This is a genomic window from Bradyrhizobium sp. KBS0727 (assembly GCF_005937885.2).
Lineage (GTDB): Bacteria > Pseudomonadota > Alphaproteobacteria > Rhizobiales > Xanthobacteraceae > Bradyrhizobium.
The window spans coordinates 1,945,691-1,963,469 of record NZ_CP042176.1 but is presented as its reverse complement, the minus strand read 5'-3'; the positions used below and the strand labels follow the sequence as shown (position 1 = coordinate 1,963,469).

Genomic DNA, 17,779 nt, shown 5'->3' with positions numbered 1-17,779 from the left:
TGGCGCCTCAGGCGGCGCGTTCCTGTCGTTCGATGTCCTGCACCAGCCGCCGGCCGGATTGCGCCAGCAGTTCCTTCTTGTGATCCAGCCCGTCAACCAGCAGCCGGCCGTTCCGCTTCTTCCAGGTGCCGCCGATCATGACAGCCTCGATATTGGCGAGGCTCGTCTGCATCACCACGGTGGCGACGGGATCGTGCACCGGGAAGAGATTGAGCTCGGACGCATTGATGATGACGAGATCGGCCAGCTTCCCCGGTGTGAGCGAACCGATCTGATCCTCGCGACCGAGCATGCGCGCGCCCTCGGTTGTCAGCCAGCGCAGCGCCTCGCGTACAGGGATTGTGGTCGTCGCCGGAATAGTTCCGCCGGTCTTGCGCACCTCCGCATTGTCGAGCGCGCGCTGCATCGAGAGCGCGACGCGTCCGGCCGAGAAGAGGTCGCCGGCCAGCACCGATTCGAGATCGATGCCGATCGTGGGACGGACGCCGCGCTGGAGCAGCCGCCCGGTGATCGGAAAGCCGTGGCCCTGGATCATCTCGTTCTCCGGCGTTACCGAGAACGACACGCCGAGATCGACGAGGCGTTGCAGGAGATCGTCGGGCAGATCATTGCCATGGACGATGTTGACGCCAGGACCGACCAGACCCGCCTCGATCAGCTTCTCCCAGCCGCCGGGTGTCTTGGCCGGCCCGCCGCCCTGATGCATCGACGCGATCAGGTTGAATTCCCGCGCCAGGCGGAAATCATGCATCGCGACATCCAGCGTCGAGTAATGCGGGCCGAGAATCGCAAGCCCAAGCGTGACAAGACCGTTCTGGTCGGCAAAGGGGCCTGCCAGCAATCGCTCCACCTCGCGGCGGGGGTGCGGTATCTCTGAGAAGTGCGGCTCGCCCGGCTTTGGCTCCGGCTTCGGCGAGCCGTGGAAGAAGGCGGCGCGGATGCCGCTTTCGATCAGGCCGCGCACCGCGGCGTCGGTATGATCAGGTGTCGGATTGTTGTGGCACCAGTCGACCAGCGTGGTGGCGCCGCTATTGATCTGGTTCAGCGCGCCGACCAGCGTCGCGATGTAGATGTCGTCAGCCCGGAAAACGGTCGCGAGCCCCGCATGCATGCGGCGGAAATATTCTGGGAGCGTCCAATTGGCCGCAAAACCCCGTAACGCCGTCTGCCAGGTGTGCATATGGGCGTTGATCAAGCCGGGTATGACGATGCGTCCCTCACCGTCTAGGATCTCGGTCTCAATCGCGCCGCTGCCAAGGTCAATTTCCGGGCGCAGGTCGACGATACGATTACCCTCCACCAGCAGATCACCGGCAACGAAATCGCCGAGCGCATCATCCATGCTGATGATCGTTGCGGATTTGATGAGGGTTCGTCGCATGTCGATCACGCCGCCGCTTTTATCGTGACCGGCGGCTCGCCCGCCCATGCGCGGGCGATCAGGTCGCGAATGGCGTTGCGCTCGAGTGGACGCGGATTCCAGTAGGCATTGGTCACCGCGAGATCGGCCGCCTTGTCAATGCCTGCTTCGGGCATACCGATGTCGCGCAGCGCCAGTTTTGCGCCGAGCCGCTTGGCGAGGTCATAGAGACCTTGCGCCGCATCGGCGGCGCCGGTCGCGCGCGATATCCGCGCCATCGCTTCAGGGACCGCGGGCGCGTTATAGGCAAGCGCATGCGGCAGCACGATGGTGTGCGTCTCGGCATGCGGGAGATCGAACGTGCCTCCGAGCGTGTGGCAGAGCTTGTGATGCAGCGCCATGCCGACGGTCCCGAGGCATACGCCGCACAGCCAAGCGCCGTAGAGCGCTTCGCTGCGGGCCGCGCGATCGTCGGACTTTGCGACAATGACGGGTAGTGCCCGCGCCAGCGCGCGGATGCCTTCCTCCGCCATCAGCGACGTCACGGGATTGGTATCGCGCGCATAGAGCGCTTCTACCGCGTGAGCGATCGCATTGATACCGGAGGTCGCGGCGAGTCCGGCCGGCAGCGTCAGCGTCAGGTCGACGTCGTAGATCACGGTCTCCGGCAGCACGGCCGTGTCGCGCACCGTGGTCTTGAGGCCTTTCTCGGTCTGGCCGAGGATCGGCGTCATCTCTGAGCCGGCATAGGTGGTGGGAATGCAGAGTTGGTTGACGCCGGTGCGCAAGGCCAGCGCCTTGCCGAGGCCCGTGGTCGATCCGCCACCGAGCGAGACGACACAATCGGCATCGCACGCCTTCATCGCCACCAGCGCTTGCTCAGTCACCTCGACCGGCGTGTGCATCGTTGCGCCCGCGAAGATGCCCGCATAAAGCGGACCCAACGCGGCGCCGAGCTTGGCGCCCTCGGGTTCCTGTTGTGGCGTGGTCAGCACCAACGCGCGCTCACCGCCGAGCCGTTCGATTTCTGCCTTGGCCGAACTGAGAGTCCCGCTGCCGAACACGACGCGGCAAGGCAGATTTTCAAAGGTAAACGAACCGATCATGCGCCGGTCTCTTTGACGGGATAATCGACCTGAAAGCGGCCGATCCTCAGGTCGCCAAGCTCCTCCCGCACGCGCAGGTGCTCTGGATGGGTCGCATAGGCTTTCAGGGCCGCGCTGTCGGTGAATTCTGAGACTAGGACTACGTCGCAGGCGTAATCGACCTGGCTGACGTCGGCGCCGACCTCGATGTGTGTGAGGCCGTCGATCTGGCCCCGGAGGCCTTCGAAGAGGTTCTTGACCTTCGTCCGGGCCGCGGCTTGCTCCGCAGCCGTTTCCCCGCGCAACCGCCACATCACGATGTGCTTGATCGGACTCGACATTTCCTTGATTTCCTCGCCTGTCGCTTATTTGTTGGGCGTATTTTGCCTTGCGAATTGCGGAAATAAAGATCAGATTTTGGAAGTCTCTTTTCCGATTTGAGCAAAAATGGACCGCCTGCTGCAACTTGAGGTTTTCTCCAAGACGGCCGAACTGGGCAGTCTCTCCAGGGCCGCCGAAACGTTGCGAATGTCGAACGCGGCCGCGAGCCGGCACTTGAGCGCGCTTGAGGACCGGCTCGCGGTCCGGCTGATCGAGCGCAATACACGCCGACAATGGCTGACGGAGGCTGGCCAGGAGTTCCTGCAACGCTGCAGCACACTTCTGAACGAACTCGCCGAAGCAGAGGACGCGGTGAGCGACCGCGCGGTGTCCCCGAAGGGCATGCTGCGCGTCACAAGCTCGCTGTCGTTCGCGATGATCTATCTGGCGCCGATGCTGTGCGCATTCCGTGCGCTCTATCCGAACCTCGGCGTTCAGATCATCGCCGCCAACCGCTATCCCGATTTCATCGAGGCTGGCATCGACGTCGCGATCCGCACAAGGGAGCAGGAGCCGGACTCCAACATCATCGTCCGACGCATCGGTCAGATGCGGCGCGTGCTGGCGGCAGCCCCGTCCTATCTTGCGGGTCATGATCGGCCAGAACATCCGGCCGACCTCGCGCGCCACGACATGCTGATCTACAACCTCGCAAACGATCCCTACTCGCTGCGGCTCAGCAAGGGCAACGCGACGCAGATTGTCCGTATCGCGCCGACGCTCGACAGCAACGACGGACAAGTGATCCGCGGCGCGGCGCTTGGAGGACTCGGCGTCCTGATCCAACCGCTCTACATCGTACAGAATGATATTTCGGCCGGCAGGCTCGTGCCGGTCTTGATGGACTGGGAATTGCCGCTGCTCACGATGAACATCGCCTACCAGAACCGCGCCCGGCTGCCGGCCAAAATCAGGGTCTTCGTGGATTTCTTGTTCAATCACATCCGCAAGAACTCGGATCCAGGAATTTGGATCTTGCCGAAAGAGTAGAAGGCGCAAGCGGCGTGAGCCAATCGACTGCGTTCGTCAGGCGGCAGTCGAAATTGACGCCTCACAGCAGCTTGGGCAAACAGACATCCGATCTGCCGCCGAAATGTCTCTGAAACTCTTCGAAGTAGGGTCGAGTAGAGGCGCCGATCGCTCGACGCCCCCTCATAGATCCGGACGTGCGGCTTTCCCGCATTCGGCTCCTCTGACGAGTACTTGATCACGCTATTTGGTGACGTCAGTCGTGTACATGCTCGATCGGTATCGGGTAGACCTTCAAGATTACATTGAACCGCTCCCACGACAGCTTCTGCCGTTGGCTTCGCCGCAGCAGGACCCGCCGCCGCGTCTTCGTCACCTGAAGACGGAAGCGACCGAGGCAGGTCCTACTTCCTGATTGAATTAGGCAGAGGGAAGAAACGTGGCGAAAGGTACCGAATCTGGCAGTGGTCGGCCGTGGAGAGCGCCGCAACGCACGGGCCCCGGCAGGTCAGATGGATTGGAGCTTTTCCAGGATCGTTATCGCACAGGCCGCTTCGTCAAAGCCGATGACACCGCCGCCATTTTCGGCAAGTGCAGTTCGTGCCTTCTTCGCCTGCCGATCACCTGCCTCTCCAAGCAACTGCAGGACAAGCTCGTGGATCATCGACAAGCCAGTGGCTCCGATAGGATGCCCCTTGGAGACCAGCCCCCGGATAGGTTTACGGGGCGTTCCCCACCGAGCGCGGTTGCGCCAGATGCGACATAGGCGCCGCCCTGCCCATCTGCGCAAAACCGAAGCATCTCGACCTGATAGATTTCGCAGAACGAAGTCGCATCGTGAACTTCGGCTATATCGATATCCGACGGCGAGAGCCCAGCCATTTTGTAGGCCCTGTCGGCGGCAACGCGTGAAAGCCCCGGTTCGTCGAGCGACCGGTATTTGCCGCCCGACATCGCGCTGGCGCGAACCTTGACCGCCCGTTCCCGCACTCGGCTCGGCAATCCAGCAAGGTAATCCTTCGTGCAAAGCAGCGCCGCTGCAGCACCATCGCCGATCGGGGCGCACATGCTTCGCGTCAGCGGATAGCTGATCTCACGGTCAGCAAGCACCTCATCGACCGTCATCTTGAAACGGTATTGCGCAAGCGGATTGAGGCTCCCGTGGGTGTGGTTTTTGGCTGCACCGGCCGCGATCTGCCGTTGCGTCGTCCCGTAACGTTTCATGTGATACGCCGCCTGCATCGCGTAGGTATCCATGAAGATCGTGCCGCGCTTTTCGCCGGGCGCGAACGGCGTTCCGCATATTGCTCCGGCTTCACCATAATAGGCGAGCCACTCGTCCGGATCCAGGCGATCGATGCCGCCGTCAAAAATCTCCTGGGTTCGTGCAGGGTCTTCCGGAACAAACGTCTTTTCGACGCCGATGGCGAGCGAAAGCTGCGCATCGCCCGACGCGATGTCCTTCCAGGCGCCATGGAATGCCTGGGAGGCCGTCGCGCAGCCACCTTCGACGTTCATCGTGGGAACGCGCTCCGGAAACAGACCCTCCCGCACCAGGGGAGAGAAACAGACCTGTCCGCGGATATTGCGCTGCCCGAACGAGCCCATCCCGCAATTGGCGAACCATGCCATCGAAATGTCGCGTCCGTCCTCGATCCCGGCATCCGCCAGGACAGCAAGGTAGGCCTCGCGCGTCAGCGCCTTGAACCCGGTTTCGAACTTCTTGCCAAATGCGGTACAGGCAGTTCCGATCACATAGACTTCCGGAATTTCTTTCATCTGTTCGGTTCCCACACTTCCTGCGGATCAGCGCAAACGCACCGGGAGCGACTGCAAGCCCCGGAGAACGAGCGAGTCCTTCCACTCCGGAGCAACTGTGCTCGCCAGCGCGATGTCCGGAAACCGTTCGATCAGGGAGCGCAGCGCGATCTGTCCCTCAAGTCTGGCGAGTGGCGCGCCGAGGCAAAAGTGAATGCCATGACCGAACGTCAAGTGTGCGTTTGGCGACCGGCCGATGTCGAAGCGGTCCGAATTGGCAAACTGCCCGGAATCGCGGTTAGCCGCATTGACGAAGGCAAACAGGCGCTGACCCTGCAACAGCTGCTTGTTGCCGAATTCGACGTCGGCCGTCATGACACGCACCAGCGCGCCGCTTGGGCCGTCGTATCGGAGCCATTCCTCAACCGCCGATTCGACCAGTGAAGGATCGTCCTTGATGCGCTTCCACTGGTCCGGGAATTTCATCGTGTAATAGAGGCCATTGCCTAGCAGATTGGTCGTGGTTTCATGCCCGGCAAACAACAGAAGTATGCAAGTCGCAATCACCTCGTCGTCCGTCAGCGCGTCGCGCTCCTCGCGTGCCGCCACGAGCTGGCTGATGATGTCGTCCCGCGGATCGGCTGCGCGTTTCGCAATGATGCCGCGAAAGTAGTCCGCCATGGCTTTCGCGCCCGCTTCGGCGCGCAGATATTTGTCGGCCGTCGCACGCGCAGTCCCTATGAAGAGAGCGATGTCATCGGACCATTCCTTGACGAGACGCAAATCCTCCCTTGGTACACCGAGCAGATCCATCATCACGGTTGCCGGCAAGGCATAGGCGAAGTCGGCTATCCAGTCGACAACTCCGGTCGAGCGCGACTTTTGCTCCATCTCGTCGAACAGCAGCCCGACGATCTGTTCCACATTGGGTTCGAGCGCCTTCACCGAGCGCGATGTGAACGCTTTGGTGAACAGTCGGCGCAGACGCGTGTGCTCGGGCGGGTCACGGAAGACCATCCACTTTCCGAGATAGGTCATCAGATGCACGTAGCTGCTCTGGCGGTCAGCGGGCGCGGCCGCAAAGAACGGGGACAATCGGTCCGCCGACATATCGGAGTGGGTCACCGCCACATGCTTCACGTCCTCATAGCGTGTGATGACCCATCCCTTCATGGCCGACGACCAGTGTATCGGATCGCTCTCCCGCAGTTGCGCGAAGAGGGGGAACGGGTCGGCATTCGTCGTTGGATCGGCGAAGTCAAGGTTCAACATCGTAGAGTACTCCCACATCCTGTCGGCGCAGCGCCTTGCGATGCGGACGGCGCCGGTATCGTCTTGGCTCAGCAGGCCTGGTTCTTTGCCTATTTCTGGAATCTGGCTTCGCTTGGCCTTGTCAGCGCAGAAAGGCCCTGCTCTTCCAGGATCTGGGCGATGTGTTGTCCCTGCTCCGTGCTCCGCTCCAATTCCGAGAGCACCTCGCGAGGTGTGGCGGGCCTTCCGTCGATTCGCAGATGCGGCATATCCATCAGCCCGGGCGGCATGCTTGCGCAGAACGCGGCAAAACGCGCGGGGGCGGCGCCTTCCGGCTCACCCCAGAAATCGACCAGAGCCTTCTTGAGCGTCTTCCCTGCAGGATTCGTCGGCAGGGTGTTCGCAAAGACCACATATTCGGGCGTCTCGTACCTGGCGAGATGTTGCGCACAATGGCCGCGAATCTCTTCCTCCGTCGCGCTCTGGCCGGGTTTGAGCACCACCACTGCTTTCAGGCGCTCCGAGAAGAGGTGGTCGGGCACTCCAACCACAGCCGCCCGCAGCACTTTCGGATGCAGGTACAGCTTGTTCTCGACCTCGATGCAGTAGACGTTCTGGCCGCCTCGCACGACCATGTCCTTCTTGCGGTCCAGCAGCCAGAGGTAGCCTTCCTCATCGATCTTGGCCCAGTCACCGGACAGAACAAACCCATCGAGCCGGAAGACCTCGGCAGTCTTGCCCGGCTCCTCCCAATATCCCGCGTTTGTCTGTTGGCCGCGGTACGCAACTTCACCGATGATATTGGGTTCGAGGATTTCGTTGCCGGAATCGTCAAAGATCGCGATGTCGGTGTTCGGAGTAGCCAAGCCGCAACTGGTGATTTTACGGATCGCGTCTTCGGTGGGCAGCGCAAAGCCGACGGCGGTGCTTTCCGAGACGGAGCCAGCGTTCACCATGGCAATTGGCGCGAATTCCTTGTTGAGCTGGTTGATGAACGTCTCCGATGACGCATGACCTCCAAAAATGATCTTCTTGAGCGTAGAACAGTCATGGCTTCGAAACTCTGGACGATTCATCATCATCCAAAGCATGATCGGCGCCGCCACCGCCCACGTTGCCCGCTCGGCCTCTATGAGCTTGATCGCATCGAGCGGCGCGAAGGCCGCCATGATCACGCATTTCCCACCACTGAGCAGCGCGGGCAGGAAGTCCGCGTAAACGGCGGTGTTGTGATACAGCGGCGGCATGCACAAATTGACGTCGCTTTCGTCAAGCCCCTTGGCTGCAATCACAACGTTCTGGGCGCAGCCAAGCGCATTAATGTGCATGGCCATCGTGCCCTTGGGCACGCCGGTTGTGCCGGAAGTGAAGGAGATCGCACACAGGTCCCATTCATCGACTGGCTCAAACGGCGCCGGCTCGGCGCCGGCGTGGGTCAGCACAGAATAGCCAAGCGTACCCGGCGGCACTTCCTCGCCGGTGGCGAACACCGCCTGAACGCTGTCGAGACTGGCTCGCACCGACTTTAGCTTGGTGCTCCAAACGTCCGGCGAGACGATGAGCCCCTTGGCTCCGACCTTGTTGATCTGCGCCGCCAACCCTTCCGCGGTCAGCCCGAGATTGACCGGCACCGCGACACCGCCGAGCTGGATGATCGCGAGATAGCTGATGACGTATTCCGGGCACCCTGCCATGAGCAGGCAGAGACGGTCGCCTTTTTTGAAGCCAAAGTCATGCCGAAGCCGCGCGGCGACGCGATCGACCTGTGCTCCGACGTCACGCCAGGTCATCCTCTGGCCGCCGGGATAGAAAACATAAGCTTCGCGATCGGGCCAGCGCGCAATATTGGAAGCGAGACACTCCGAAACATTGCCAGGTCGATCTCGATAGGCCCAAATCTCTGTGCCTTCCCACCAGATGCCGCGCCCGGCCGGCGCCCTGATCTTGGTGACCTTTTCCGCAAGCTCGGGATAAACGTCGCGCCACGACCCGCATGCGCCCTTTGCTGGTCCTTTGACCTCCCAGGCTCCCATGGCTCCTCCTTGTTGATCAGGTCAGTCATCCGGCCCGCTGCGGCCGTACTACTAGCCGAACTTAACTCAAGTCAAGAACCAAACAAGTGTTTGTTTGGTGATGTGCCCTCATCATTCTCGACGGGGCCGAACGCGTCGGGTAAGACATGCCCTGTCCGTACCCCGAACGAAACCGATGATCGCAAAAAGCCGACGCACCCGCCCTGCTCCGCAAACTCGACGTGCAAAAGCGGCACGCCGTCCGCTCACTGATGGCAAGCGGCACGAGCTTTCGGAGGATCGTCGACAGGTGCTTATCGGCGAGGCAGCGCGGCTGTTTGGCAACAAGGGCTACGAGAACACGTCAATGCGCGACATTGCCGCGGCTGTCGGCATCCTGCCCGGGTCTCTGTATCATCACTTTCCATCCAAAGAGGAATTGTTCACGGCCGTGTACTCCTTTGCCGTGTCGCAGTCGCTGGACGCAGTGGAAACGGCTCTGGCAGGTCGCATGGATCCGTGGACTCGCCTGGAAGCAGCCAGTATTGCGCATATGCAAGGCTTGCTGGATAAGAACCGCTTCGCAGCCGTATTGGTCTCGCACCCTTTGGCCGACCGCTTGCCGGAAGCGGTGATCACTCTCCGCGACAAGTACGAAGCTGTGTTCAAGGATTTGATCGCAGAGCTTCCGCTGCCCGCAGGAACCGACCGGCGCATCTTCAGACTTGGGCTGCTCGGAGCGATGAATTGGGCAATGAGCTGGTACCGCCCCGGCGGCGAGACGCCGGCGAGCATCGCGCGGAAATTGCTGAGCGCCGTCCGTCACGAATAGGCGGACGAGCACTGTCTTCGCATTCCGAAGCAATCGAGAACAAGGTTGGCATTGTGGTCAGGCAATGATGGGAGCTGTGCTGACGCGTTTCGGCGTCGCTTCGCCGCGACCTGCTGCACTCCGGCAGCGGATGAATTCCGCCATCGTATCCGCCGTCCACGTGCCTCATGGAGCGGCGACAGCATGTCCCTTCCGCTTTAGGATTGCGAAGTTGCCGTTGGCCTGCGCGATCAGCGTATCGTCGAGATAGAGCCGGGAATCGAGATTTGCGATCGTCCGCCCGTGGTTGAGTAGAACTGTCTCGCAACGGACAATACCCGCGGGAGCCGAACGAAAATAGGTGATCTTGATCTCGATGGTGACACATATCTCACCATCGTTGAGGGCTGGGTAGAGCGCCGCGCCCATGCCCGTGTCAGCCAGAGCGTAAAGTACAGCACCGTGGGCGACATGATGCGGATTGTGGTGAATACCCGGGGCGACCTCAATCGAACAGGTACTACGCCCCGGGCTTCGCTCGTCAATGCGGAGCTTCATCATCTCGGCGAACGGATGATATGCGGATGTCTCAGGTGAAACCGTCACAGTGTATTCCTCCACGTCGCGTGATTGTGTCTCGAACATTTGCCGGATCGTCGAGCCAACCATGACCCTGAAAGGCTTTAGAGTAAGGCAGGCGTCCGCGCCGATACGGCGAGACTTAAAGGCGTCGCGCCTTCAAACTCTCAACAATGTGCTCGTACGCCTCGCGCAGCGAGCAATCCATTCCTTTCGGATCTTTCGCCAGGATATCGGCGACGCTCCGCGTGACGAGGCTCTTGAGGTGATACTCCCTGCGCATGCGACGAACATCGTCTTCGTTCCGCGTCCTCTGCACAAAGGCAAGATGGCGAGAGATCGCCTCGCTCAGGGTCGCGACATCATCGGATCCCTGCGAGCCCGTCATGATCACGGGCGGCTCCCAATCTGCGGCGAGCCGCTGGCGCAATTTGATGACTGACTTGAGTTCGCTCGCCACCTTCTGCGCCCCGGGGAGATCCGCCTTGTTGACGACGTAGATGTCCGCCATCTCGAGCATCCCGGCCTTCATGGCCTGGATCTGGTCGCCGGACTCCGGGACCAGCACCAGGACCAGCGTGTCGACCAGCGCCCGTACGGCATATTCGGCCTGACCTACGCCAACCGTCTCCAGGATCACCTCGTCGAATGGATAGCCGTCCAGCGTCGCCAGCACGTCGGCGATATTGTCGGCAAGGCCGTCGTTTGCGCCGCGGCTTGCGAGAGATCGAATGAACAGCCGGGGGTCGTCAGCGACGGCGTCCATCCGGATGCGATCGCCAAGGATGGCGCCGTGGGTATGGGGGCTCGTCGGATCGATCGCCACGACGGCCACCGCGGCGCCATTGTCGAGTCGCTGTCGCGCCAGACGGCCGATGAGGGTGCTCTTCCCGGCGCCGGGCGGTCCGGTTATCCCGATCCGCCGGGCGCCGTTGGGATTTTCGCGCATGCCGGCCAGCGCTTCCGCCACGGAAGCATTGGCGATACGCGAAAGCGCCCGCCCGAGCGCGCGCCGATCGAGCCGTTCCGCCGGTTTACGCGAAGGGGCTGCCACGCCGACCTACGCAACCTGCACAGGCGTCAAGGCACGCGCGACCTCGGCAATCACATCGTCAAGCCGCATTTCGGCGGTGAAGATCGCCATCACGCCCGCATCGATCAGCGCTGCCCGATCGTCCGCCGGAATGGTGCCGCCGACAAACACGGGAATGTCGCCGGCATCGAGTGCCCGAAGCTCCCGCATCGTTTCGGCGACCAGTTCGTTGTGGCTCCCGGAAAGCAGGGACAGGCCGACCGCATCGACGTCCTCGTCGACGGCGACCCGCGCGATAAAGCCAGGGGTCTTGCGCAGCCCGGTATAGATGACCTCGGCGCCGGCGTCGCGCAGCGCCAGCGCGATGATCTTCGCGCCGATGTCGTGACCGTCCAGGCCGGGCTTTGCGATCAGAATTCTCTTTCCCTTGAGATTGCTCATAGCCGGACAGGCTCCTGGAATTCACCCCAACCCTGCTTCAGGCGCGCGACGATTTCTCCCACCGTCGCGTAGGCGTGGCAGCAATCGATCAGATACGGCATCAGGTTCTCCTGGTCGTTCGCCGCGGCCACCGCCAGAGCGTCGAGACTCTTCCGGACCGCCACGTTGTCGCGACGGGCGCGGATCGCCTCGAACTTCTCAAGCACGCGCGCGGCCCCCTTCGGATCGAGCTTGAACACCTCGCCAAAGTCGTCGGTCTGGTTTTCGCGGCGAAATGCGTTCTGGCCGACAATGACCGTATCGAGCGAGTCGATCTTGCGACGCCGTTCCGTCGCCCTTTCCGCAAGACGCATCTGCAGCCAGCCGTCCTCGATGGCCTTGACGACACCGCCATAGCCGTCGATGTCGTCCATCACCTTCAGAATTTCCTCTTCCATGCGGTCTGTCAGGTACTCGACATAGAAACTGCCGCCGAGCGGGTCGACCGTTTTCGAAATGCCGCTCTCGTACGCAACGATCTGCTGCGTTCGCAAGGCAATTTCGGCCGAGAATTCGGTCGGGATCTGGAATGCTTCGTCGTACGCGCAGGTGAAGATCGATTGCGCGCCGCCGAGTACGGCGGCCATGGTTTCGATTCCGACGCGAACGATGTTGTTGTAGGGCTGCGCTGCGCTCAGCGAGGAGCCGCCGCAAACGACGCCGAAGCGGAAATGCAGCGCCTTGTCGTCGACGACGCCGTAGCGGTCCCGCAGCATCTTGGCCCAGACGCGGCGCGCGGCGCGGAACTTTGCGACTTCCTCGAAGAAGTCCATATGCACGTAGAAGAAGAAGCTTAGCCGCTTGGCGAACTTGGTGGCATCGCCGCCGCGACGCAACAGTTCGTCGACATAGGCAAGACCGTTTGCAAGGGTGTAAGCCATCTCCTCGACCGCGGTCGATCCGGCATCGCGCACATGCGCACCTGCGATCGATATCGGATTGAAACGGGGCGTGGCGTCGTTGGAGAACAGGATCGTGTCGGCAATCAGACGCATCGAGGGGCGCACCGGGAAGATCCAGGTTCCGCGCGCGACATATTCCTTCAGGATGTCGTTCTGGATGGTGCCGGTCAGCTTCGCGCGCGGCACCCCCTTCTTGTCGGCGCAGGCACAATACATCGCAAAGATGATGGCCGCTGTACCGTTGATCGTGAAAGAGGTTGAAATCTTCGAAAGATCGATGCCGTCGAAGAGGATCTCCATTTCGGAGAGATTCGAGATCGATACGCCGACCTTGCCGACCTCGGCCCTCGCCATCGGGTCATCGGGATCGTAACCGCACTGGGTGGGCAGATCCAAAGCGACCGAAAGTCCGGTCTGTCCCTGATCGAGCAGGAACCGGTAGCGGGCGTTGGAGTCCTCGGCGGTGCCGAAGCCGGAATATTGCCGGATCGTCCACAACCGCCCGCGGAAACCGTCGGGGAAAATCCCGCGGGTGAACGGGAACTGCGCCGGCTGACCCGGATCCGGCTCGCGCACCATGTCGGGCGTCGCCAGCAACGGCACGTCGATGCCCGAAGGCGTGCGGGGCGCGGGCGGCGGAATGGCGAGCTCGTCAAGAGCCGCTGATTTGGCGACGGTTGTCATGCTAGTTCCTCCCTAACGTGCAGGTGCCAGCACTTTTGCGGCGGCGACCCAATGATCGTCGTGCACCCAGCTGGTAACGAAATGTTCGAGCTCAGCCGCACGGCACTGTTCGTGCGGCAGGCCGAGCCGTTGCGCGAGCGCCACCGCCTTGAACCCACGAAGCACGCGCGGCGCCTGCCGGCGCAGCGGCGCCACGAACGCATCGACGAAGGCCGTGAAATCCTGATCGGTATCGGCAACCGCGTCCGCAAGCCCGATCGAGACCGCTTCGGCGCCACCGATGACGGCGGACCGGCCCAGCAGCGACAGCCCGCGCGCATGGCCGACGAGGCGCATCAGGTCCACGCCGCCGCCCCAGGACGTCGAAATGTTGATGCGCCCCTGGATGAAACCGATGCGCGCATGCGCGGCCATCAGGCGAATGTCGCAAGCAACCGCGAGCTCCGCGCCGCCGCCGAGCGCATCGCCGTTCAGCGCCGCGACCACCGGCAACGGAAAGCGACGGATCTCATCGAGCGCGGCGTAGGCTTCGTTGGAGAACTGCCTCGACGCCTCGATCTCGCGAATCGATTCGACTTCGCGCAGGTCGCCGCCCGCAGCAAAACTCTTGCTGCCGGCAGCTGTGACAACAGCAAGTCGCAGCTCCTGACGGTCCCGGTGGGCACGAAATGCTTCGCCGATGGCCGCCAGAACAGGCCGGCTCAGCGGATTGCGTTTCTCCGGACGGTTGATGGTGACGCGCAGCACGTCGCCATTTAGCTCGACCAGAACCTCGGCACTAGTCATGCAAGCCTCCTGGCTGCTCACCGGTCAGCCTCGTCATCGCCATATCTTTACCGCCATTTCTTCATCGCCATGTCTTTCGCTTCTTCCAGCGGCGGACGCCGCGCACACCCTTGTCCTTGATGCCGAGATAGAACTCCCTGACATCGTCCTTCTGCAGCAACGCCGCTCCGGTATCCGCCATGACGATGCGCCCGAGTTCCAGAATGTATCCGTGGTGCGCGACCTGCAGCGCCACGTTGGCGTTCTGTTCGACCAGGACGATCGTGGTCCCGTTCTCGCGGTTGATCCGGACGACGATTTCGAAGATCTCCTTCACGAGCTTCGGCGACAATCCGAGCGAAGGCTCGTCGAGCAGGATCATCTTCGGCCGCGCCATCAGCGCGCGCCCGATCGCCACCATCTGCTGCTCGCCGCCCGAAAGCATGCCGGCCGGACGCGCCGCCCGCACCCTCAGCGAAGGGAAATACTCGAAAATGCGTTCGATATCGGAGGCGACCGCCGCATGGTCGCGCCGCGTGTAGGCGCCGACCTTCAGGTTGTCCCTCACGCTGAGGAAGGGAAACAACTCGCGGCCCTCCGGTACCAGGCTGATGCCGAGCCCGACGACGCGGTCGGGATCCATCTTCTGGATTTCCCGGCCTTGGTACGACACCGAGCCCTTCTGCGGGTCCATGATCCCGCTGATCGTCTTCAGGATCGTGGTCTTTCCCGCGCCGTTGGCCCCCAGGATCGTCACGATCTCGCCCTCGGGCACATCGAAGCTGACGCCTCGAATCGCCATCGTCGGGCCGTAATAGGTCTCGATATTGCGCACCTCCATCAAATGACCCATCGACGTCACCCTCCGAGATACGCTTTGACGACATCGGGATGGCTCTGTACCGCGGCCGGCGATCCAATCGTCAGCAAGCGTCCGGAGTTCACCGCCATCACGCGGTCCGACACATCGTTCACCAGCGAAAGGTCATGCTCGACCATTACGACCGTAATGCCGAGATCGTCGCGGATGTCGCGGATCCAAAACGACAGATCCTCGGTCTCCTCGACGTTCAATCCGGATGACGGCTCGTCGAGAAGGATCAGCTTGGGCCGGGTGCACAAAGCGCGCGCGAGCTCGATGATTTTGCGTACGCCATAGGGCAAGTCATGCACCGTGGCATCACGGTAGCGCTGCAGATCGAGGAAATCTATCACTTCCTCGACCCGGCGGCGAATTGTCCGCTCCGAGGCGCGGACCTTCGGCAGGAACAGCAGTTCCTCCCAAAACCGGGTCTGCCTGTGCGCATGCTGGCCCAACAGTAGGTTCTGCAACAGCGTCGCGTGCTCGAACAGCTCGACATTCTGGAAGGTCCGGGCAATGCCTCGACCCGCGATCTCGTGCGGCGGAACGCGCGTGATGTCGCCGCCCTCGAACAGCAGCCGGCCGCCGGAGGCTTGGTAAATGCGGCTGATCAGGTTGAAGATGGTGGTCTTGCCGGCGCCATTGGGCCCGATGATCGTGAAGATCTCGCCTTGCGCCACATCGAACGTAATGCCGTCGACCGCCTTGATGCCGCCGAAACTGATCGCGAGGTCGCGTGCCTGGAGGATGCTCACTGCAAGCGCTCCGTCCGCATATAGGTCTTTTGTCGCTTGAAGGTCGCACTCTTGTACATCGGAAATTGCCAGAAGAAGAACTTGATCTTGCGCCACAGGCCGTTGAGGCCGAGCGGTTCGAGCAGCACCACCAGCACGAGGATCACGCCGTAGATGCCGGGCTCCAGGGAAGGCTGCTGGGCAATCCCGGCCGGCAGGTAGTCCCGCAATAGCGCGATGACCGTCGGAAGCAGAACCAGAAAGATTGCGCCGAAGATCGCGCCGTGGATCGACCCGACCCCTCCGACCATCACGAGCATCAAAAGCTGGATGGACAGGACCGGCGTAAAGATGTCGGGCGAAAGATATCCGACCTTGTGGGCGAACAGCGCGCCGGCCATTCCGGCCAGGAAGGCGCTGACCGCAAAGGCCAGCGTCTTGTATCCGGCGAGGTTGACGCCCATGCTCTGCGCCGCAATCTCGCTGTCACGAATGGCAATCCAGGCCCGCCCGGTCGGCGCGCGCAACAGATTAAGGATCGCCAGAATGCACACCACGAGGATCGACAGGCAGAGATAGTAGAAGCCGACCTCACCCTCGAGGCTCCAGCCGAAGAACTGCGGCTTGGGCACGGCAACGCCGCGAGATCCTCCGGTGAGCGCTTCCCACCGTACGAACACTTCTTGCGCGATGGCGCTGAAGGCAAGCGTCGCGATGGCGAGATAGATGCCGCGCATCCGGATCGCCGGCACCCCGATGACGACGCCGGCGGCGGCGGCGGCGGCGCCCGCCGAGAGCATCGACGGCAGGAACGGCACGCCTCGGTGAACGAGGTAGACATGCACATAGGCGCCGATCCCGAGGAAGGCGGCGTGTCCGATCGAAATCAATCCGGCATAGCCCGCAAGCACCATCAGCGAGAGGCCCGCAAGCGACCAGATAAACAGGAAACTGAGTTCGCCGAGATAATACGGGGCGATCAGGAACGGCGCGGCAACAAGCGCGACGGACAGCAGCGAATACCAGAACACGGTCCCGCGGTGAGGGAACAGGCCGATGTCCTGGTCGTAGCGCGTTTTGAATATGAAGCGCATCTCTTACACTTTCTTGCGTCCGACGGCGCCGAACAGTCCCTGCGGGCACACGACAAGCACGACGAGCAGCACGATGTAGCTGGCGATGTCCTTGAATCCCTGCGGCAGGTAGACCCCCGAGAACAGGTCGATCAGACCGATCAGGATTCCACCGAGCACCGCACCCGGTATCGAGCCGAATCCGCCGATCACCGCGGCCGCGAACGCTTTCAGACCGACCGTCCCGAGATTGGTGTCGATCAGGTTGATCGGGGCCAACAGCACGCCGGCGATGGTCGCAACCGCCGCAGACAGCGCCCAGACGCCGGAGAGCATCCGCTTGACGGGAATCCCCATGCAGTAGGCCGCGAGCTGGTTCTGCGAAGCGGCCTGCATCGCCGTGCCGGCGCGGCTGAAGCGGAAAAAGCCGAACAGGACCAGGCCAAGAAGAGCTGTCGTCGCCAGGATCGACAGATAGACCGCCGACAGCACCACCCCGCCGAAGCGAAACGTCGCGGCGTCGAATGGCGTCGGCAGGCTGCGCGTCTCCGGCCCCCAGACCATGGCGGCAGCGCTGCGCATCACGACCCCGATTCCGATCGTCAGCATCACGGTCGAGAATTGCGGCTGCCCAATGATCCGGCGCACCACGATCGTGTCGAGAAGTCCGCCGAAGATGGCCATCGCCGCAATCGCAAGGGCGAGCCCGACCCAGTAGTTCAGACCAAGCTGAACTACGAACGTGAACGCGACGAAGGCGCCGAGCATGACGAGTTCGCCCTGCGCGAAGTTCACGACCTCTCCGGCCTTGTAAATCAGGACGAATCCCAGCGCGACCAGGCCGTAGATGCAGCCGACCGCCAGCCCGTTGACAAGGAGCTGCAAGAACTCAGCCATCGCCCCGCCCCCGCGCAAAGTCGGACCTTGCGCACGGCTGGACGACCGCACCCGCCCGCAACCGAATGCTCTGGAGATAAAGTCCGCCCATGAGCCTCCCAACGTCCGCCTATTTTTGCAGGCTGCGCTTGCGCGCCCCTTCT

General features: G+C 62.2%; 16 protein-coding genes and 1 pseudogene. 2 read left to right on the top strand and 15 right to left on the bottom strand.

Going from position 1 to position 17,779, the window contains the following annotated elements; all coding sequences use genetic code 11:
- Window positions 1–7: 7 nt before the first annotated feature.
- Genes FFI89_RS09030 through FFI89_RS09020 form a run of 3 tightly spaced genes read right to left on the bottom strand, consistent with a single transcriptional unit; the run spans window position 8 to window position 2,786 of the window.
- Window positions 8–1,381 (bottom strand): amidohydrolase family protein, encoded by a 1,374-nt coding sequence (locus tag FFI89_RS09030; protein ID WP_138834813.1) that lies wholly within the window; start codon window positions 1,379–1,381, stop codon window positions 8–10.
- A gap of 5 nt (window positions 1,382–1,386) precedes the next feature.
- Window positions 1,387–2,466 (bottom strand): maleylacetate reductase, encoded by a 1,080-nt coding sequence (locus FFI89_RS09025; protein WP_138834811.1) that lies wholly within the window; start codon window positions 2,464–2,466, stop codon window positions 1,387–1,389.
- Entirely contained in the window at window positions 2,463–2,786 is a 324-nt protein-coding gene (locus FFI89_RS09020) for a Dabb family protein (protein WP_138834809.1), read from the bottom strand. The genes FFI89_RS09025 and FFI89_RS09020 overlap by 4 nt, the downstream gene beginning before the upstream one ends.
- A 106-nt stretch (window positions 2,787–2,892) precedes the next feature.
- Here FFI89_RS09020 and FFI89_RS09015 point away from each other — a divergent pair, with 106 nt between their 5' ends.
- The gene (locus FFI89_RS09015) at window positions 2,893–3,816 is read left to right on the top strand and encodes a LysR family transcriptional regulator (protein ID WP_138834807.1); all 924 of its coding nucleotides are present in this window, start codon (window positions 2,893–2,895) and stop codon (window positions 3,814–3,816) included.
- A 487-nt stretch (window positions 3,817–4,303) separates the two neighbouring features.
- On the opposite strand, the pseudogene FFI89_RS09010 reads toward FFI89_RS09015, so the two are convergent.
- The 3 genes and pseudogenes from FFI89_RS09010 to FFI89_RS09000 all read right to left on the bottom strand — a co-directional run bounded on the left by FFI89_RS09010 (window position 4,304) and on the right by FFI89_RS09000 (window position 8,837).
- Window positions 4,304–5,574, bottom strand: a pseudogene (locus FFI89_RS09010) (thiolase family protein).
- Window positions 5,575–5,601: 27 nt separating this feature from the next.
- On the bottom strand, window positions 5,602–6,825 hold the full coding sequence (locus tag FFI89_RS09005; protein WP_138834805.1) for a cytochrome P450: 1,224 nt from the start codon (window positions 6,823–6,825) through the stop codon (window positions 5,602–5,604).
- 89 nt (window positions 6,826–6,914) lie between these two features.
- Window positions 6,915–8,837, bottom strand: coding sequence for a class I adenylate-forming enzyme family protein (locus FFI89_RS09000; protein ID WP_138834803.1), 1,923 nt, complete (start codon window positions 8,835–8,837; stop codon window positions 6,915–6,917).
- A 175-nt stretch (window positions 8,838–9,012) separates the two neighbouring features.
- On the opposite strand from FFI89_RS09000, the gene FFI89_RS08995 reads away from it, so the two are divergent.
- Window positions 9,013–9,648 carry a TetR/AcrR family transcriptional regulator gene (locus tag FFI89_RS08995; protein WP_138834801.1) on the top strand — a complete coding sequence of 212 codons (636 nt, stop codon included), beginning with the start codon at window positions 9,013–9,015 and terminating at the stop codon, window positions 9,646–9,648.
- Window positions 9,649–9,813: 165 nt separating this feature from the next.
- Here FFI89_RS08995 and FFI89_RS08990 read toward each other — a convergent pair whose 3' ends face one another.
- The 9 genes from FFI89_RS08990 to FFI89_RS08950 all read right to left on the bottom strand — a co-directional run bounded on the left by FFI89_RS08990 (window position 9,814) and on the right by FFI89_RS08950 (window position 17,636).
- On the bottom strand, window positions 9,814–10,272 hold the full coding sequence (locus FFI89_RS08990; protein WP_168212840.1) for a PaaI family thioesterase: 459 nt from the start codon (window positions 10,270–10,272) through the stop codon (window positions 9,814–9,816).
- A 76-nt stretch (window positions 10,273–10,348) separates the two neighbouring features.
- A complete protein-coding gene (gene meaB / locus FFI89_RS08985; protein WP_138834797.1) occupies window positions 10,349–11,260 on the bottom strand; it encodes a methylmalonyl Co-A mutase-associated GTPase MeaB in 912 nt (303 codons plus the stop codon).
- Between the two features lie 6 nt (window positions 11,261–11,266).
- Window positions 11,267–11,680: a cobalamin B12-binding domain-containing protein gene (locus FFI89_RS08980; protein ID WP_138834795.1), complete on the bottom strand. Its 414-nt coding sequence runs from the start codon at window positions 11,678–11,680 to the stop codon at window positions 11,267–11,269.
- Window positions 11,677–13,305 carry a methylmalonyl-CoA mutase gene (locus FFI89_RS08975; protein ID WP_138834793.1) on the bottom strand — a complete coding sequence of 543 codons (1,629 nt, stop codon included), beginning with the start codon at window positions 13,303–13,305 and terminating at the stop codon, window positions 11,677–11,679. Before FFI89_RS08975 ends, FFI89_RS08980 begins: the two co-directional genes overlap by 4 nt.
- 12 nt (window positions 13,306–13,317) lie before the next feature.
- On the bottom strand, window positions 13,318–14,052 hold the full coding sequence (locus FFI89_RS08970; RefSeq protein ID WP_168212839.1) for an enoyl-CoA hydratase/isomerase family protein: 735 nt from the start codon (window positions 14,050–14,052) through the stop codon (window positions 13,318–13,320).
- Between the two features lie 100 nt (window positions 14,053–14,152).
- Complete coding sequence (locus FFI89_RS08965) at window positions 14,153–14,923, bottom strand: ABC transporter ATP-binding protein (RefSeq protein WP_138834790.1); 771 nt, start codon at window positions 14,921–14,923, stop codon at window positions 14,153–14,155.
- 5 nt (window positions 14,924–14,928) lie between these two features.
- Window positions 14,929–15,687: an ABC transporter ATP-binding protein gene (locus FFI89_RS08960; protein ID WP_138834788.1), complete on the bottom strand. Its 759-nt coding sequence runs from the start codon at window positions 15,685–15,687 to the stop codon at window positions 14,929–14,931.
- On the bottom strand, window positions 15,684–16,760 hold the full coding sequence (locus tag FFI89_RS08955; protein ID WP_138834785.1) for a branched-chain amino acid ABC transporter permease: 1,077 nt from the start codon (window positions 16,758–16,760) through the stop codon (window positions 15,684–15,686). Before FFI89_RS08955 ends, FFI89_RS08960 begins: the two co-directional genes overlap by 4 nt.
- Before the next feature lie 3 nt (window positions 16,761–16,763).
- On the bottom strand, window positions 16,764–17,636 hold the full coding sequence (locus tag FFI89_RS08950) for a branched-chain amino acid ABC transporter permease (RefSeq protein ID WP_138834783.1): 873 nt from the start codon (window positions 17,634–17,636) through the stop codon (window positions 16,764–16,766).
- Window positions 17,637–17,779: the final 143 nt, after the last annotated feature.

What these genes read in the sequence shown, in the direction of transcription:
- FFI89_RS09030 (WP_138834813.1), bottom strand. Translation starts at nt 1,381, where the DNA reads ATGCGACGAACCCTCATCAAATCCGCAACGATCATCAGCATGGATGAT.
- FFI89_RS09025 (WP_138834811.1), bottom strand. Translation starts at nt 2,466, where the DNA reads ATGATCGGTTCGTTTACCTTTGAAAATCTGCCTTGCCGCGTCGTGTTC.
- FFI89_RS09020 (WP_138834809.1), bottom strand. Translation starts at nt 2,786, where the DNA reads ATGTCGAGTCCGATCAAGCACATCGTGATGTGGCGGTTGCGCGGGGAA.
- FFI89_RS09015 (WP_138834807.1), top strand. Translation starts at nt 2,893, where the DNA reads ATGGACCGCCTGCTGCAACTTGAGGTTTTCTCCAAGACGGCCGAACTG.
- FFI89_RS09005 (WP_138834805.1), bottom strand. Translation starts at nt 6,825, where the DNA reads ATGTTGAACCTTGACTTCGCCGATCCAACGACGAATGCCGACCCGTTC.
- FFI89_RS09000 (WP_138834803.1), bottom strand. Translation starts at nt 8,837, where the DNA reads ATGGGAGCCTGGGAGGTCAAAGGACCAGCAAAGGGCGCATGCGGGTCG.
- FFI89_RS08995 (WP_138834801.1), top strand. Translation starts at nt 9,013, where the DNA reads ATGATCGCAAAAAGCCGACGCACCCGCCCTGCTCCGCAAACTCGACGT.
- FFI89_RS08990 (WP_168212840.1), bottom strand. Translation starts at nt 10,272, where the DNA reads ATGTTCGAGACACAATCACGCGACGTGGAGGAATACACTGTGACGGTT.
- FFI89_RS08980 (WP_138834795.1), bottom strand. Translation starts at nt 11,680, where the DNA reads ATGAGCAATCTCAAGGGAAAGAGAATTCTGATCGCAAAGCCCGGCCTG.
- FFI89_RS08975 (WP_138834793.1), bottom strand. Translation starts at nt 13,305, where the DNA reads ATGACAACCGTCGCCAAATCAGCGGCTCTTGACGAGCTCGCCATTCCG.
- FFI89_RS08965 (WP_138834790.1), bottom strand. Translation starts at nt 14,923, where the DNA reads ATGGGTCATTTGATGGAGGTGCGCAATATCGAGACCTATTACGGCCCG.
- FFI89_RS08955 (WP_138834785.1), bottom strand. Translation starts at nt 16,760, where the DNA reads ATGCGCTTCATATTCAAAACGCGCTACGACCAGGACATCGGCCTGTTC.
- FFI89_RS08950 (WP_138834783.1), bottom strand. Translation starts at nt 17,636, where the DNA reads ATGGCTGAGTTCTTGCAGCTCCTTGTCAACGGGCTGGCGGTCGGCTGC.